At 61.1% G+C, this 15,127-nt stretch carries 15 protein-coding genes; 11 read left to right on the top strand and 4 right to left on the bottom strand.

The genetic code is table 11. The annotated features are described in order from the left end of the window. Positions 1-3: 3 nt before the first annotated feature. Together HCZ23_RS03795 and HCZ23_RS03790 are read right to left on the bottom strand one after the other, a co-directional pair. Positions 4-645, bottom strand: coding sequence for a pentapeptide repeat-containing protein (locus tag HCZ23_RS03795; RefSeq protein ID WP_167600389.1), 642 nt, complete (start codon positions 643-645; stop codon positions 4-6). Positions 646-652: 7 nt separating this feature from the next. Beyond that, positions 653-1,237, bottom strand: a complete 585-nt coding sequence (locus tag HCZ23_RS03790) for a TIGR00730 family Rossman fold protein (RefSeq protein WP_167600388.1) — start codon at positions 1,235-1,237, stop codon at positions 653-655. Positions 1,238-1,382: 145 nt separating this feature from the next. On the opposite strand from HCZ23_RS03790, the gene HCZ23_RS03785 reads away from it, so the two are divergent. The 6 genes from HCZ23_RS03785 to HCZ23_RS03760 all read left to right on the top strand — a co-directional run bounded on the left by HCZ23_RS03785 (position 1,383) and on the right by HCZ23_RS03760 (position 8,702). Continuing rightward, the gene (locus HCZ23_RS03785) at positions 1,383-2,702 is read left to right on the top strand and encodes a LysM peptidoglycan-binding domain-containing protein (protein WP_167600387.1); all 1,320 of its coding nucleotides are present in this window, start codon (positions 1,383-1,385) and stop codon (positions 2,700-2,702) included. Positions 2,703-2,825: 123 nt separating this feature from the next. Continuing rightward, a complete protein-coding gene (locus HCZ23_RS03780) occupies positions 2,826-4,664 on the top strand; it encodes an ABC transporter ATP-binding protein/permease (protein WP_167600386.1) in 1,839 nt (612 codons plus the stop codon). A gap of 53 nt (positions 4,665-4,717) precedes the next feature. Further along, positions 4,718-6,115 (top strand): deoxyribodipyrimidine photo-lyase, encoded by a 1,398-nt coding sequence (locus HCZ23_RS03775; RefSeq protein ID WP_167600385.1) that lies wholly within the window; start codon positions 4,718-4,720, stop codon positions 6,113-6,115. A 48-nt stretch (positions 6,116-6,163) separates the two neighbouring features. Continuing rightward, entirely contained in the window at positions 6,164-7,405 is a 1,242-nt protein-coding gene (locus HCZ23_RS03770) for a cyclopropane-fatty-acyl-phospholipid synthase family protein (RefSeq protein WP_167600384.1), read from the top strand. A 2-nt stretch (positions 7,406-7,407) separates the two neighbouring features. Further along, positions 7,408-7,848, top strand: a complete 441-nt coding sequence (locus HCZ23_RS03765; RefSeq protein ID WP_167600383.1) for a TrgA family protein — start codon at positions 7,408-7,410, stop codon at positions 7,846-7,848. Continuing rightward, the gene (locus HCZ23_RS03760) at positions 7,839-8,702 is read left to right on the top strand and encodes an NUDIX domain-containing protein (RefSeq protein WP_167600382.1); all 864 of its coding nucleotides are present in this window, start codon (positions 7,839-7,841) and stop codon (positions 8,700-8,702) included. Before HCZ23_RS03765 ends, HCZ23_RS03760 begins: the two co-directional genes overlap by 10 nt. Positions 8,703-8,715: 13 nt before the next feature. Here HCZ23_RS03760 and HCZ23_RS03755 read toward each other — a convergent pair whose 3' ends face one another. After that, entirely contained in the window at positions 8,716-9,933 is a 1,218-nt protein-coding gene (locus HCZ23_RS03755; protein WP_167600381.1) for an MFS transporter, read from the bottom strand. 237 nt (positions 9,934-10,170) lie between these two features. Next, positions 10,171-11,025 (bottom strand): uroporphyrinogen-III C-methyltransferase, encoded by an 855-nt coding sequence (gene cobA / locus HCZ23_RS03750; RefSeq protein WP_167600380.1) that lies wholly within the window; start codon positions 11,023-11,025, stop codon positions 10,171-10,173. A gap of 196 nt (positions 11,026-11,221) precedes the next feature. Between cobA and HCZ23_RS03745 the strand changes: the two genes are divergently transcribed. The 5 genes from HCZ23_RS03745 (at position 11,222) to HCZ23_RS03730 (ending at position 14,985) form a co-directional block, all read left to right on the top strand. Beyond that, positions 11,222-11,827, top strand: coding sequence for a precorrin-6A/cobalt-precorrin-6A reductase (locus HCZ23_RS03745; RefSeq protein ID WP_167600379.1), 606 nt, complete (start codon positions 11,222-11,224; stop codon positions 11,825-11,827). A gap of 6 nt (positions 11,828-11,833) precedes the next feature. Beyond that, positions 11,834-12,460, top strand: coding sequence for a DNA-3-methyladenine glycosylase (locus HCZ23_RS03740; protein WP_167600378.1), 627 nt, complete (start codon positions 11,834-11,836; stop codon positions 12,458-12,460). Between the two features lie 3 nt (positions 12,461-12,463). Beyond that, a complete protein-coding gene (locus HCZ23_RS03735; protein ID WP_167600377.1) occupies positions 12,464-13,132 on the top strand; it encodes an alpha/beta hydrolase in 669 nt (222 codons plus the stop codon). 154 nt (positions 13,133-13,286) lie between these two features. Then, a complete protein-coding gene (locus HCZ23_RS18205; RefSeq protein ID WP_264186513.1) occupies positions 13,287-13,421 on the top strand; it encodes a hypothetical protein in 135 nt (44 codons plus the stop codon). Positions 13,422-13,485: 64 nt separating this feature from the next. Continuing rightward, positions 13,486-14,985, top strand: a complete 1,500-nt coding sequence (locus tag HCZ23_RS03730; RefSeq protein ID WP_167600376.1) for an ABC-F family ATP-binding cassette domain-containing protein — start codon at positions 13,486-13,488, stop codon at positions 14,983-14,985. Positions 14,986-15,127 lie beyond the last annotated feature (142 nt).

Below are 15,127 nucleotides of genomic sequence, written 5' to 3'. Positions count from 1 at the left end.
ATCCTAAAGGACAGTTACGCCGAGGCCGTGCAGCAATTCGGTGGCCTGGGTTTTCGAAATGATCGCCCCTTTGAAACAGGAGGCGCTGGCAAATGTCAGGACGCCCAGATCGGCCTGACGCAAATCGGCGCCCTCGAACCGCGCGGTCGAAAGATGTGCGCCCTGCAAACGACACTGTTCGAAAACCGCGTCACTGAAATCGCAGCCCGCCAGATCGGCCTCGGTCAAATCGACCCGAATGAGATGACATTTGCGAAAATTCATCTGGCGAAGATAGGCTCCGGACAGGACGGAGCCGTTGAAATCGACCCCCAGCGCGCGCGCGTCGCGGAACTCAGCGCCGGTCAGCTTGCAGTCCTGAAAACAGGCCCCGGAAACATCGCTGTTCACCCACTGCGTCAGGGAGAGGTTGCACATGTCGAACCGGGCATCCGAAAGGCGGGCATAGCTGAACGCGCCGCGAATGGCCTTGCATTTGATGAACTGGGCGTTCTCCAGAAAAGCCCCGGCAAAGCTGCAATTCTCAAAGTCGCAATGCTCAAAGCTGTGACTGGAAAGATCCAGACCATCAAAGTTCAGGTCTTTGAAAAGACAAGAGGAAAACTCCGGTCCTTTCAAATCTTCTATGCTTTCAATGGTCCGCATGCGCCTGTTAGGTCTCTCGCAAGGCCTTCAGCGCGGCGACCAGATCTTCGACCGTCTCCACCGTCTCGAAATAGCTTGAGGTCGAGAGCGGCGCAAAACCTTCGTCGATGACATGGTCGATGAGGGCTTCGAGCGGCTGCCAATAGCCGTCGGTGGACAGCAGAAAGATCGGCTTGTCATGCAGGCCGATCTGTTTCCAGGTCAGCACCTCGAAAAACTCGTCCAGCGAGCCCGCGCCGCCCGGAAGCACCACGATGGCGTCCGAATTCATGAACATCACCTTTTTGCGCTCATGCATGTTCTCGGTGATGATAAACCGCGTCAGATCGCGTTTACCGACCTCTTTCGGCAAGAGATGCGTCGGGATCACGCCAAAGGTCTCCGCACCTGCCTTTTGCGCTGCGCGCGCCACGGCGCCCATCAATCCGACATCGCCCGCGCCGTACACCAGACGCCAGCCCTCGGCGGCGATGGCCTCGCCCATCTCACGTGCCGCAATCTCGTAGCTGTCCTTGTTGCCCGGGCGCGACCCGCAATAGACGCAGACGGAAAACGGCGTGGAATTGGGCGCGGCAACGGGCTGGTCGGACATGGCATGCACTTTCAAAAAAGGAAGTCTTTGACCCTTGTTAGACCCCTTGCTAGGCTCTCTCAAGTCTTGATCGACGCGAGGGATGCCGCAGGGATGCGGCATGATCACCGTGCTCTGTCTTGGCGGGGGAAACAGGGGACAGAAGATGTCGAACACGAACGGATGGATGTTGCCGGCGGCGGGTGTCGGGGCGGCGGTGATTGTGGTGGCGATCGGCGCCACGCTTTACCTTGCGCGACCTCAGCCGGACTCAGATCTGGCGCAATCGGGTGGCACAGAGCCCCCCGCTGCGGTCGTCGACCTGACCGTTCCGGATCAGGATGCCACATCCGACACCGATGCGGCGCTCGCCGAGACCACAGTCCAGCTCAATCCCGCCTTCGATCTGGTGCGCATTCCCCCCGATGGGCTTGCGACCGTGGCCGGGCGCGCGGAACCCGGTGCGACCGTCTCCATTCTGGTCGATGGCGAAGAGGTCACCCAGACAGAGGCCTCGGACCGGGGCGAATTCGTCGCGCTTTTTGAGTTGCCTGCGTCGGGAGAGGCCCGCGAAATGCGGCTGATGTCCAAATCCACCGCCGAGGGCGCTGAAGAGCTTGCCAGCGCCGAAACGGTCTTAATCGCCCCCGCCAACACGCCGCCGAAAACACCGGTTTCTTTAGGTGACGAAACCGATGTGCCGCCCGACACGACAGGCGGCACAGTGTCCGGCACGGCCCAAAGCGCGGGCGTGGCTGTCGCGACGCGGGTTCTGGAGTCGACAGGTTTGGAGGCCTCCGGGCCGGGCACAGGGCAAAGCACAGCGCAGGCCTCTGAGCCACAGTCAGCGCCGGAACAGGATGAGTCCCCGGCACAACAACCGACGGTGCTGATGGCGGACGACGACGGCGTCAAAGTGCTGCAACAGGCGGGCACGGCGCCTGCGGAGCTGAGGATCGATGCGATCACCTATGACCCGGAGGGCCGGGTCTTCGTCTCGGGCCGCGCCGCACCTTGGGCCGAGCTTTTGATCTATCTCGACGGGGCGTTTTTGACCGAGGCGCGCGCAGGTGCGGACGGCCAATGGCGTCGCGAACTCGCAGATGTCGCGGCAGGGCGCTACACTTTGCGCGTGGATCAGATCGCAGAGGGTGCCGTGGTGAGCCGCGTCGAAAGCCCGTTCCAGCGCGAGGAGATCGCCAAACTGGCCGAGATTGCTTCGGGATCTTCGCAGGCCGCTGAGCCTTCACCAGAGACGTCTGCTGAGGCGTCGGCAGAGGCGGCGGAGACCCCGACCGCCGAGGCCAACGCCCCCAAACCGCGCATCGCCTCGGTCACCGTGCAGCCGGGCAACACGCTTTGGGGCATTGCCTCCGAGCGCTACGGCGACGGCTATCTCTATGTTCGCCTGTTTGACGCCAATCGGGCGCAGATCCGCGATCCGGACCTGATCTATCCGGGGCAGATTTTCGAGATTCCTGAATAAATTCCGCAGGAGAGGCATCGCTGCTGCGCGGATATGCCTCTCGTGTTTTGCGCGAAGAACGCTTGCGCCTCGTCCGGTCTTGCGTCAGGTTGCGCCCCTGTTTCAAACGTGAAAGGCAACTCCATGCGCGGCAATCGCCCTTTGAGAGTGACCGAAGGACCAAAGAACGGCTGGGCGGTGATCCGGGCGGTCATTCCCTATTTCTGGCCCGACAAAACGGCGGAAGATGCCAGAAAAACCAAGACGCGGGTGATCGTCGCCATGGTGTTTTTGCTGGCGGCGAAACTGGTCACGGTCGGCACGCCGGTGCTCTACAAGTCCGCCGTCGATGCGCTCGCGGGGGAGGGGCAATCCGCCGCCTGGATGCTGGGCGCGGGCGCGGTGGGGCTGACGGTCGCCTACGGCATGGCGCGGTTGATGACCAACGGGTTCAACCAGCTCAGAGACGTGATCTTTTCGCCGGTGGCGCAATCGGCGCTCAGACAATTGGCGCTGGAGACCTTCAACCACATTCACGCGCTGTCGATGCGCTATCACATCACCCGCAAGACCGGCGGGCTGTCGCGGATCATCGAGCGTGGGGTGAAGGGCGTGGCCTTCCTGTTGCGCTTTCTGGTCTTTTCCATCGGGCCTCTGGCGCTTGAGCTGGTGATGGTTCTGGTGGTTGTGTCTTTCGCCTTCGGACCGTCCTATATGTTCGTGCTTTTGGCGACGATCGCGATCTACATCCTCTTCACCTTCAAGGTCACCGAGTGGCGCGTGAAGCTTCGAAAAGAGATGAACGATCAGGACACGGACGCGAACCAAAAGGCCGTCGACAGCCTGTTGAATTTCGAGACGGTGAAATATTTCGTCGCCGAGAAACGCGAAGCCGACCGCTACGACAAGGCGATGGAGGCCTATGAGGTCGCCGCCAACAAGACCGCCTATTCGCTGGGTTTTCTGAACTTCGGCCAGTCGTTTTTCATCACCGGGGGGCTGGTGATCGTCATGGTCATGGCCGCCATCGGGGTGCAGAACGGTCAGATGACCGTCGGCGATTTCGTCATGGTCAACGCCTATATGATCCAGATCACCATGCCTTTGAATTTCCTCGGCACGGTTTACCGCGAAATCCGTCAGGCTTTGGTGGATATGGAAGAGATGTTCGACCTGTTGCATCAACCGGCCGAAATCAAGGATGCGCCCCATGCGAAGGACATCAAGGTCACCGGCGGCACGGTTACTTTGAACGCTGTCGAATTCGCCTATGATCCGGCGCGGCAGATCCTGAAAGGTGTCGATCTGGAGGTGCCAGCGGGCAAGACCATGGCCATCGTCGGCCATTCCGGCTCGGGCAAATCCACCATCGGACGGTTGCTGTTCCGCTTCTACGATGTGACCGGCGGCAGTCTTCAGATCGACGGGCAGGACATTCGCGAGGTGAGCCAGGAAAGCCTGCACCGTGCCATCGGTGTCGTGCCGCAGGACACGGTGCTGTTCAACGACACGATCCGCTACAACATCGGCTACGGGCGTGATGGCGCCACCTATGAGGAGATCGTCGCGGCGGCGCAACAGGCGCAGATTCACGAATTCATCATGGCTCTGCCGGAAGGCTATGAGACGCAGGTGGGCGAGCGGGGGCTGAAACTCTCGGGCGGGGAAAAACAACGCGTCGGGATTGCACGCACGCTGTTGAAAGACCCGCCGATTTTGCTGTTGGACGAGGCGACGTCGGCCCTGGACACCCGCACGGAGCAAAGCATCCTCGGCGCGCTGAAACTTGCGGGCGTGGGGCGCACGGTGATCACCATCGCGCACCGCCTGTCGACGATTGCCGACAGTGACGAGATCGTCGTGTTGGACGCGGGCCAGGTGATCGAACGCGGCAGCCATGAGGCTTTGTTAAAGCGCGGCGGCGCCTATGCGGCGATGTGGTCGGCGCAGGCCGAAGACCGCGAGGCGGAAGATGCCGCATAAAATCTGATCCAAATCGCGGCCTCGCGCGTTAGCCTTCCAAAGAAGGAAAGACTATGGTTTCGATTTGGTGGATCAGGCGGGATTTTCGCCTCGACGACAACCCCGCGCTGGTGGCCGCGGCCAAGGCCGGGCGGGTGGTGCCGGTGTTCATCCGCGATGACACGGTGGACGGGCTTGGTGCCGCGCCGAAATGGCGCTTGGGGCTTGGGCTTGACCATCTCATGGCGCGGATCGAAGAGCTGGGTGGCAAGGTCGTGCTGCGCCATGGGGACGCCAAGGATCAGCTTTTGCAACTGGTCAAAGAGCTGGGAGCCGGTGGTGTTTACTGGAACCGGCTCTACGACAAGGCCGCCATTGCGCGCGACACAGAGGTCAAATCCGCATTGAAAGAGGCGGGGGTCGAGGCGCAGTCCGCGAACGGGCACCTTCTGTTCGAACCCTGGACGGTGGAGACCAAAACCGGCGGCTATTACAAGGTCTACACGCCATTCTGGAAGTCCGTGCGCGACACTCCCGTTACGGAGCCTGTGGCGAAGCCTGAGATCACATGGCCTGAGAACTGGCCAGAAAGTGATACCTTGGACGACTGGCACCTGGGCGCTGCGATGCGACGGGGCGCCGAGGTGGTTCTCCCGCATTGTCACATCGGGGAAACCTCCGCCAACGGGCGGCTCTCGGCCTTTCTCCAACATCATGCGAATGACTACAAAGCCCGGCGCGACTTTCCTGCCGATCCGGTCTGTTCCGGTCTGTCGGAAAACCTGACCTATGGCGAGATCTCCCCGCGTCGCATCTGGTTCGCGGGTTGGCAAGCGATGGAGGAGGGCGCGAAGGGTGCGGAACACTTTCTCAAGGAGCTGGTCTGGCGCGAGTTTGCCTATCATCTTTTGTACCACGAACCCGACCTGCCGGAGCAAAACCACCGCGAGGGCTGGGACGCGTTCCCGTGGCGTCGAGACAACAAGGACGCCGAGCGCTGGCGCCAGGGCCGTACCGGCGTGCGTTTCGTCGATGCCGCAATGCGTGAAATGTTCGTGACCGGCGTGATGCACAACCGCGCGCGGATGATTGCGGCCTCTTATCTGACGAAACACCTGCTGACCGATTGGCGCGTGGGGCGAAAGTGGTTCGAGGACTGTCTCATCGACTGGGACCCGGCGTCCAATGCCATGGGCTGGCAATGGGTGGCGGGCTGTGGTCCCGATGCGGCGCCCTATTTTCGGATTTTCAACCCGGACGGGCAGGCGGAGAAATTCGACGCCGATGGCACCTACCTGCGTCGCTGGATCGCCGAAGGGCAGGCGCGTCCGACCAAGACCGCGCTGTCCTATTTCGACGCTGTGCCCAAATCCTGGGAGCTCACGCCTGAGGACGCTTATCCCGAGCCGGTGGTGGGCCTCAAAGCGGGCCGCGAAAAGGCTCTTGAAGCCTATGAGACATTGAAAGGGTGACGAAATCTCACTTTGCGCTAAACTCGTAAAGAGACGCGGGGTGAGATGATGCACGACAACAGCAAACTTCAGACCGAAGAGGTCCTCACAAGCACGGAGGGTCAGGACGATCTTCCGCGCTATTTCAGCAATGTGTTCGCGGTCGCCAAAGACATGGCGCGCGGCCAGTTGGATTTCGCACTGCCCGACGGGCGGGTGTTTCGCGCAAATGGCAAAGCGCCCGGTCCCGTGGCGCGGCTCGATGTGCAAAGCGACGATGTCTTTGCCCGGCTCATTCGTGAAGGCGATCTGGGGTTTTGCGAGGACTATCTCGATGGCGGCTGGTCGACGCCCGATCTGATGGCCTTCATGGACCTGTTGCATGCCGGAAATGACGATCTTTACGATGGCTTTCCCGGCATGGCCTTTGTGCGCGCCTATGAACGCATGCGGCATTGGATGAATTCCAACACGCGCAGGCAGGCGAAAAAGAATATTTCCTATCACTACGATCTGGGCAATGAATTCTACGGGCTCTGGCTCGATGACACGATGACCTATTCCTCGGCGCTCTTTGAGACCGGGCAGGAAAGCCTCGAGGCCGCACAGATCGCCAAATACCAGAGCATGGTCGATGAGATGGGTGTGAAGCCCGGCGATCATGTCTTGGAGATCGGCTGTGGCTGGGGCGGATTTGCCGAATATGCCGCCGGAGAGCGCGGCCTCAAGGTCACGGGGCTGACCATCTCAGAGGAGCAGTTCCGCTTCGCGGCGCAGCGCATTCAAAAGGCGGGACTGTCCGAGCGGGTGCAGCTCAAACTGCAAGACTACCGCGACGAGCGCGCGCAGTATGACGGCATCGCCTCGATCGAGATGTTCGAAGCGGTGGGGGAGAAATACTGGCCGGTCTATTTCGGAAAAATTCGCGACTGCCTGAAGGCGGACGCGCGGGCGACGCTTCAGATCATCACATTGCAGGACAAACGCTTTGAAACCTACCGCAAAGGTGTGGATTTCATCCAGAAATACATCTTCCCGGGTGGCATGCTGCCAAGTCCCACGGTGCTGCGCGAAGAAATCGGCAAGGCGGGGCTTGAGACCGTGAAAAGCCGCGAGTTCGGTGAGAGCTATTCCATCACGCTCAGACGTTGGTATGAGACCTTCAACGCGAAATGGGATCAAATCGAAGCCATGGGCTTTGATGAGCGGTTTCGCAGGATGTGGAATTTCTATCTGACCTCTTGCGCCGCGACCTTTGACGGGGGAAACTGTGACGTAACACAAATCACAATCGCCCACCCGAGCAGGTAAATATGCCCACAGCCGCAAAACTCGTTGCCGCCATTTGGTTCGCCCTTTTGGCCTGGTTCGCCGCCGAGCTGGCGAAGAATTACCTGCCCGAAAGCACGCGCTATGGCCTCATGACCTATATCGCCGGGTTTTTCGGGCTTTTGACCGGCTGGGTGTTCCTTGGCAAACGCGCAGGCGACACGATGGCGGCAGCCTACAGTTACGGGTTTTCCTCCTCGGTGATCCTGACCTTCTGGTCGGTGTTCTATTTCGCCTTCGAGACCATGATCCACCGCTCCTTGGACAAACGCTATCGCGGCCCGACGGAGGCCTTGATGTCGATGGTCGATCTGATGCGGGAATATATCATGTATGTGCTGAAACCCGATGTCTTGTTCATCCTGATCGTCGGCGGGTTCTTTGGCGGCTGGCTGACGGAAAAGGCGGCACGAAAATGGGCGTGAACGATGTGTTTGCGGCCCTGAGCCCGCGCTATTCTCCCACTGAGATTGACTTTCTGCGGGAGGTTCTGGAGGGCGACGAGCCGTTTCTGTCGCCCGAATTCATCGCGGCCGCCGCGCATGAGGTGGTGCACTATCATGGCGAGCGCAGCGTCGAAGAGTTGCGCCCGCTGCGTCCGATGATCTTCACCCGCGCCTGGGCACGGATGACGGCGGAGGCGGGCGGGCGTCCGCGGTCCCCCGCGCGTGTCGATATGAGCCGAGACGATGTCACCTCGCTGCGCCGCGACATCCCTTATAGTTTTTTCTTTGCCGTGGACGACCGGACCATCAAGCACCGCCATTTCGACGGCTCCGAGTCCAGGGACATGACCCGCGCGGCGTTCCTGATGGCCGATGCGGTCACTGTGCTGCCCTATGATCCGGTGCGCGACCGGGTCCTAGTGATCGAACAGTTTCGCTTTGGGCCTTTCGCGCGGGGCGACAAACGTCCCTGGATGCTCGAGCCCATCGCAGGCCGTGTGGACGCAGGCGAGGGGCCTGAGGCCACCGCCCGGCGCGAGGGCGAGGAAGAAGCGGGTGTCGCGATTGGTGAACTCCATAAGATCGCGGAGTATTACCCGTCCTCGGGCGCGATGACGGAATATGTGACCTCTTACATCGGCATCACTGAGTTGCCGGACGGGATCACCCAGACCGGCGGGGGCCTCGATCATGAGCATGAGGACATCGCCTCCTATCTCATGTCCTTCGACGATCTGATGGCGATGTGCGACGCGGGACAGTTGGATGTTGGCCCGCTCTACATGTCCGCGCTTTGGCTGGCGCGGCATCGGGAGCGGATCAGGCAGGGCTAAGGCGAGAGGTGCGTTAAAGCCGCTCTCTCGACTGCATCCAAAGCCAGATCAGTGCGCCGCCTGCGAGTGTCAGAAACGGCACCATGGCGAGGTTGACCGCCGCCCAGCCGTCTTGGGCGGAGCCGCCGGAACAGTTCATGAGGCCACCCGAGGCCAGCGAGGCCATGGTCACGCCGCCAAAGACGATCAGGTCGTTCATGCCCTGAACCCGACCGCGCTCGGAGGGCTCATGGGCAGAGGACAGCATGGCGGTCGCACCGATAAAGCCGAAGTTCCAGCCCACGCCCAAGAGGATCAGCGCGACGAAGAAATTCTCAAGATCGACGCCGATCATACCGACGACGCCCGCGGCAGCGAGGATGACGAGACCCGTCGCCATGATGCGTTCGACGCCGAATTTCGAGATTAGGAAACCGGTGAAAAAAGACGGGATGAACATCGCCAAAACGTGGGCGGAGACCACATCGGCGGCGGTGTTTTGTTCAAAGCCACAGCCGACGACAGCGAGCGGTGTCGAGGTCATCACGAGGTTCATCAGCGCGTAGGAGACCATGGCGACGATGATCGCGACGGCGACACGCGGGGTTTTGAGCAATTCCATCCGCGAGCGCCCGATCAGGTGATCATGGGTCGAGACCGGCGGTTTCGGAATGTCGAGGAAGAGAAACAGCAAAGAGCCCACGAGGTTGATCACGATCACCGCCAGATAGGTGCCCAGGAAAGGCACGACCATGGCCTGCGAGGTCACTTTGACAAGTTGCGGCCCGATGATGGCCGAGGCCAGACCGCCCGCCAGAACATAGGAGATCGCCTTGGGCTTGAAGGCCTCATCGGCGGTGTCGGTGGCGGCGAAACGGAAGAAGCCCTGCGAGGACTGATAGACGCCGGTGAAGAGACCGCCGATGACGAAGAGCCAGAAATTCTGCTGCATCAGGGCAAAGGCGCCGATGCCTGCGCCCACCGTGCCCGAGCCTGTGCCGATCCAAAAGCCGACGCGGCGGCCGTATTTCTGCATGATGCCGGACAAGGGCGTGGCGGCCAGCATGGAACCCAGAACGGTCGCCGAAATCGGCAGCGTCGCAAAGCAAAGGTTCGCGGCCAGAGATTGCCCGGCGAGCCCCGCGATGGTGAAAATCATCGACATCTGCGCGCCAAGGAAAGCCTGCGCCATCACGAGGATCATCACGTTGCGGCGGGCTTTGGAGGTGTCCGTCATCGAAATGTCTGTCATCTGTGTCTCGTGCGCGTTTTTGAATGTGTCGCATAGCGTTTAACGACACAGGCGCGCTCTGAGAACCCGCGTTCTTCAAGTGCGGTTGTGCGAAAACGTCTGACAGGGGGCGCGAAGGTGGCGCTTAAAGCGTTTCTCAAAAAACTTGAGGCACTCAATTTTTGAGAAACGCAGCAATATCAATTCAGTGTGGCAACGTTTCTCGCTCAATCTGATTCAGATTAAACGAAAAACGCTTTAGCCCTCTTGCGCCGGTTTGCCGCGCCGCAAAGGGTCGAGATCGCGCGGCGCTTCACCGCGCATGAGCGCCTGCCAATCGAGCACCTGCCGCATCAGGACGGCCCGCCCGATGCAGATGATCGCGGGCGGTTCCATCGCGGCGGCGTCGATGTCTTTGACCATGGCGCCCAGCGTGGTTTCGATCACCCTCTGATCTGGCGTCGTCGCCTGCGAGACCACGGCGACGGGCTCGTCTTCAGGGCGCCCTGCGGCCAAAAGGCCCTCGCGGATGGTGGGCGCGTGTTTGATGCCCATGTAGATCACCAGAACCCCCGCCGCACGTCCCATGGCGGCCCAATCGAGTTGGGTCGCGGCACCGGTCTTGTCGTGGCCGGTGACAAAAGTGACGGCCTGGTTCACATCGCGATGCGTGACGGGTATGCCGGCATAGGCCAGCCCGCCTATCCCTGCCGAAATGCCCGGAATGATGCGCACGGGCACGCCGTGTTGAATGAGCGTCTGCGCCTCTTCGCCACCGCGACCAAAGACGAAAGGATCGCCGCCCTTGAGGCGCAACACGCGTTTGCCGGCCCTGGCCAGATCGACGAGCTGCAGTGAAATATCCGCCTGTTTCGCCGAGGGCTTGCCGCCGCGTTTGCCAGCGTAGACCATCTCGGTCTCAGGACCGGCCCAGCTCAAAATCTCTTTCGACACCAGCGCGTCATAGACGATCACATCGGCCTCTCTGAGCGCATGCACCGCGTGTAGCGTCATCAAACCGGGATCGCCCGGCCCCGCGCCGCACAGCCAGACCCAACCGGGTTCTAATGTGGGCCAGTCGCCGGAGGGCAAGGTGAGGGTCGATTCTGTCATGTCCCTTTTATGACGCAGCGAGGTTGAGCAGGAAAGCGGCTTTGTTTCCGTGTTTGTTTCCGTGATTGTGCGGAAACGACAGAGCGGTCATCACGGCCCGAAACTTGCGCAAACCATCGGTTTGGGGCCGAACTGGGGCTGACAAATACCCGCAGATCGCGCATGACTTCTGCACGTTAAAAAGGAAAAGCGAAAGATGATCTTACTTCTGGCTGGCACGACCCAAGCGCGCAATCTGGCGGATCATCTGGGTGAGGCCGGGATCAAGGCGCTGGTGCGAATGCCCGAGGAGGCGGCGCCGCTGGAGGGCGTGATCGCAGACGAAGAGGTGACAGCCGTGATTGACGCCAGCCCCGCCTGTTCCGGTCTGACAGCCGAGAGTTTCGCGCTCTGCGAAGCTCGCGGCCTGCCGTATCTGCGGTTTGAGCGGGCGTCTTTGCGCTCGCGTCCCGGTGATATGTGGCAGGCGGTTTCCGACGCGGAGGCCTTGGCAACGCTGATCGCCGAGGGCGCGCGCGTGTCCTGCTCCGAGCCGCGTCTGTACGACCGGATCACGGAGGGGCTGCCGGGGCGGGAGCTGTCCGTTTTGGCGGGGGAGGTTCTGAGCGATCAGCCCACGGATTGGCTTGTGGTCTTTGGCACCGAAAGCCATCGCGGGCTTTTGGAGGCGGCGCGGGAGCGGTCGATCAAGGTCGCCTTTCTGAGCTGTCCGCCGCCTCCGGGCGCCACCCGGCGCGAACATCTTTTGGATGCTTTGGAATGGGCTGAGAGCCATGCCATGGCGTCCGGCGATATGATGTAAAGGATCATGAGGCGGATCATCACCTGCGACGCCGATGTGGCGGAAGGGGCGGCGCATCTGGCCGCCTCTGACCCGCGTTTTGCCGAAGCGCTGCGCCTCACCGGACCTTTACCTTTGCGCCGCCGTAAGGACGGGTTTGAAGAGCTTCTGAGCGCCATCGTCAGCCAGCAAATCTCGGTCGCCGCCGCCAATGGCATCTGGCGCCGGATGAAAGCCGCAAAACTCACCGGCCCGCGCAAGGTGCTTTGGGCCACAGAAGACGAGTTGCGCGTCTGCGGTCTCTCGCGCCAGAAGGTGCGATACGCCAAAGCGCTGGCCGAGGCGCGGATTGATTACCGTGCGCTGAGAGAGGCCCCGACCGAAGAAGTCGTCGCAACCCTCACGCAAGTGCCCGGCATCGGTGTCTGGACGGCGGAGATCTACGCCATGTTTTCTCTGGGTCACGCGGATGTCTTTGCCCCCGGTGATCTGGCGCTGCAAGAGGCCGCGCGGCTGTTGTTCGAGCTGCCTGAGCGCCCGAAAGAGCGTGCCCTGCGGCGCATGGCCGAAGAGTGGTCCCCGTGGCGCGCGGTTGCGGCACGCGCGCTTTGGGCTTACTACCATGTGGCAAAGCAACGCGAAGGGGTGCGCTAGACCATGTCCGAACTGACCAACCACACACGCGACAGCCTGTCAGGGCGCGCGGGCTCTGCGGTGATTTTCCTGCATGGCTATGGGGCTGACGCCAACGATCTTTTGGGGCTGGCCGATCCTCTGTCCGAACACATGCCCGACACGATGTTCTTTGCGCCCGATGCGCCGGAGCGCTGCATCGGAAATCCGATGGGCTATCAATGGTTTCCGATCCCCTGGATCGACGGATCAAGCGAGGAAGAGGCCCGTGCGGGTATGCTTCGTGCGGTCGATGAGCTGAACGATTATCTCGACACGATCATGGTGGACTACGGCTTTGAACCCGATCAGATCGCGCTTTTGGGCTTTTCTCAGGGCACGATGATGTCGCTCCATGTCGCGCCGCGGCGTGAGGAGGCAATGTCCTGTGTGGTGGGCTTCTCCGGGCGTCTTTTGGAGCCGGAGATGCTCGAAGACGAGATGCAGGTGAAAATGCCCGTACTGCTGATTCATGGTGACGAAGACCAGGTGGTGCCGCCGCAATCTTTGCCTGAGGCGGGGCAGGCGCTGCAAGCTGCGGGCTTTGAGACCTACGCCCATATCATGCGCGGCACGGGGCATGGGATTTCGCCGGACGGTCTTGGGGTCGCCTTGGCGTTTCTGCGCAAAAATCTCGGTTACGAAGAGGCATGACGTAGGGTCAATTGTGGATAAAATTGCGTGGCGGCTCAAGAAATTTGGCAAAAATTAGGCAAGACCTCGCTTTTTTGCGCAATCCTCTCGCAATCCACTTGACCATCGGTTTTGGAGTGTTACCTAATTTACATGTAACTAGGAGGGCTACCCCATGGACATGATCGTGATGACCGCAATCGCTTTTGCTGCAATTGGTGTCATGGTGAGCTATGCCCTCATGTCTGCTCCGTCTGAGCAACGTCTCCCTATCCGAATCCGTGTTGAGGACCGCCGCAAGCGCCGCTAAGGCGCCCGGATCCAACGGAGTTTCTGGACAATCTTCTGGTTTTGACCTGACTTTAGGCGCGGGCGTGACCGGCCTTGTCGGACGGAACGGCTCGGGGAAATCCACGCTTCTGAAATTTATCGCGGGACAGGTGGGCCCGCCTCTGGTCACCGGTGAAGTGATCCGATCCGGTGCTGTGAGACTGTTGGATCAGACGCCCGACCCTCAGGCGTTGCTCTGTGATCTCTTTGGGGTGACGGAGGGTTTAGCCGATCTGCGCCGCGCTCAAAGGGGCGAGGCCACGTCTGGTCCGTTCGAAGCCGTCGATTGGGGGTTGGAAGAGCGCATTCACGCCCAGTTGGACCGTTTCGGCCTCTCGGATTGGGCGCCGGATTTGGCGATGTATCGCCCTGTCGGAACGCTTTCCGGCGGGCAGCAATTGCGGGCAGCGCTCGCGGCGCTGTTTTTCGATCCACCGGACATTTTGCTTTTGGACGAGCCGACCAACGCGCTCGATCTCGATGCGCGCGCGGGGCTGATGTCTGCACTGGCGCAGCATAAAGGCCTGATCCTGATCGCAAGCCACGACCGTGCGCTCTTGGAGCATATGGACCGGATCGTGGCGCTGGAACCGGATGGCTCTATCTCGGTGACGGGCGGCGGATGGTCGGCCTATGCCGCCGCGCGTGAGGTCGAGCGCGTGCGTCTGACGCAGGCCTTGGGGCGCGCTGAGCGCGATCTGAAACAGCAGAAATCCCACGTCCGAGAGGCGCAGGCCCGCCAAGAGCGCCGGGCACGGCAGGGCAAGAAACTGCGCGATGGGTCGCAATCGAAGATGCTTTTGGACAAGGCCAAGGAAGGCGCGGAGCGCAGCTCCGGCGGACGGCTGCGCGCCGAAGAGCGTCGAGCGAGCGGGCTGACCGCAGAGCGCGAGGCCCTGTTGCACCGGATCGAAGCGATCACGCCGGTGGCGATGGGGTTTCCGGCGGTGAACCTGCCCGGTTCAAAAGGGGTTCTTGAGCTGGATGAGGCCTGTTTTGACATGGGAGGTCACCGGATCGGCCCGGTGAGTTTCTCGATCACCGGGCCGGAGCGGATTTGGCTCAAAGGGCCGAACGGGGCCGGGAAATCGACGCTGTTGCGCGGCATCACAGGCGAGATCACTCCCGTTGCGGGGCGGGTTCTGCGCCAGACTAAAGTCATGCGGCTGGATCAATCCGGAGGATTGCAAGGCGCGGGGACGCTTTTGGAGGCGGCGCAAAATGAGCACCCGGATCTCAGCTCTGCCGACATCCGGGCCGCCCTTGCCCGCGCGGGGTTTCGCGGCGATGCCGCAGAGAAGCCGGCCGAGGCTCTTTCGGGCGGCGAGAGGCTTCGGGCCGCGATTGCGCTGATGGGCGCGGGCGATGATCCGGCGCCTTTGTTGCTGTTGGATGAGCCGAGCAATCACCTTGATCTGGACGCCATTGAGGCACTGGAAACGGGGCTGTCCCAATGGGGTGGGGCGTTGATTTTGGTGTCGCACGATCCGTCTTTTGTTCAAAATTTGGGGTCTTTTCGCGAAATCACGCTAGATGGCGCTTAAACAAGCGTCATATCGACGTCACGAAAGCGCTGTAGAGAACAGAGCGAGACCTTCACATATACAGGGGCTTGCCAGGTTCAGGCCGCGATATATAGTGAAAGATGATATCGGGGCGGGGTGGCTCCCGTCCTTGATCACGACA

Source organism: Celeribacter sp. HF31 (genome assembly GCF_011806455.1).
Lineage (GTDB): Bacteria > Pseudomonadota > Alphaproteobacteria > Rhodobacterales > Rhodobacteraceae > Celeribacter.
Note: the sequence above shows the minus strand (reverse complement) of the source record. Positions and strands in the feature narration are given on the sequence as shown.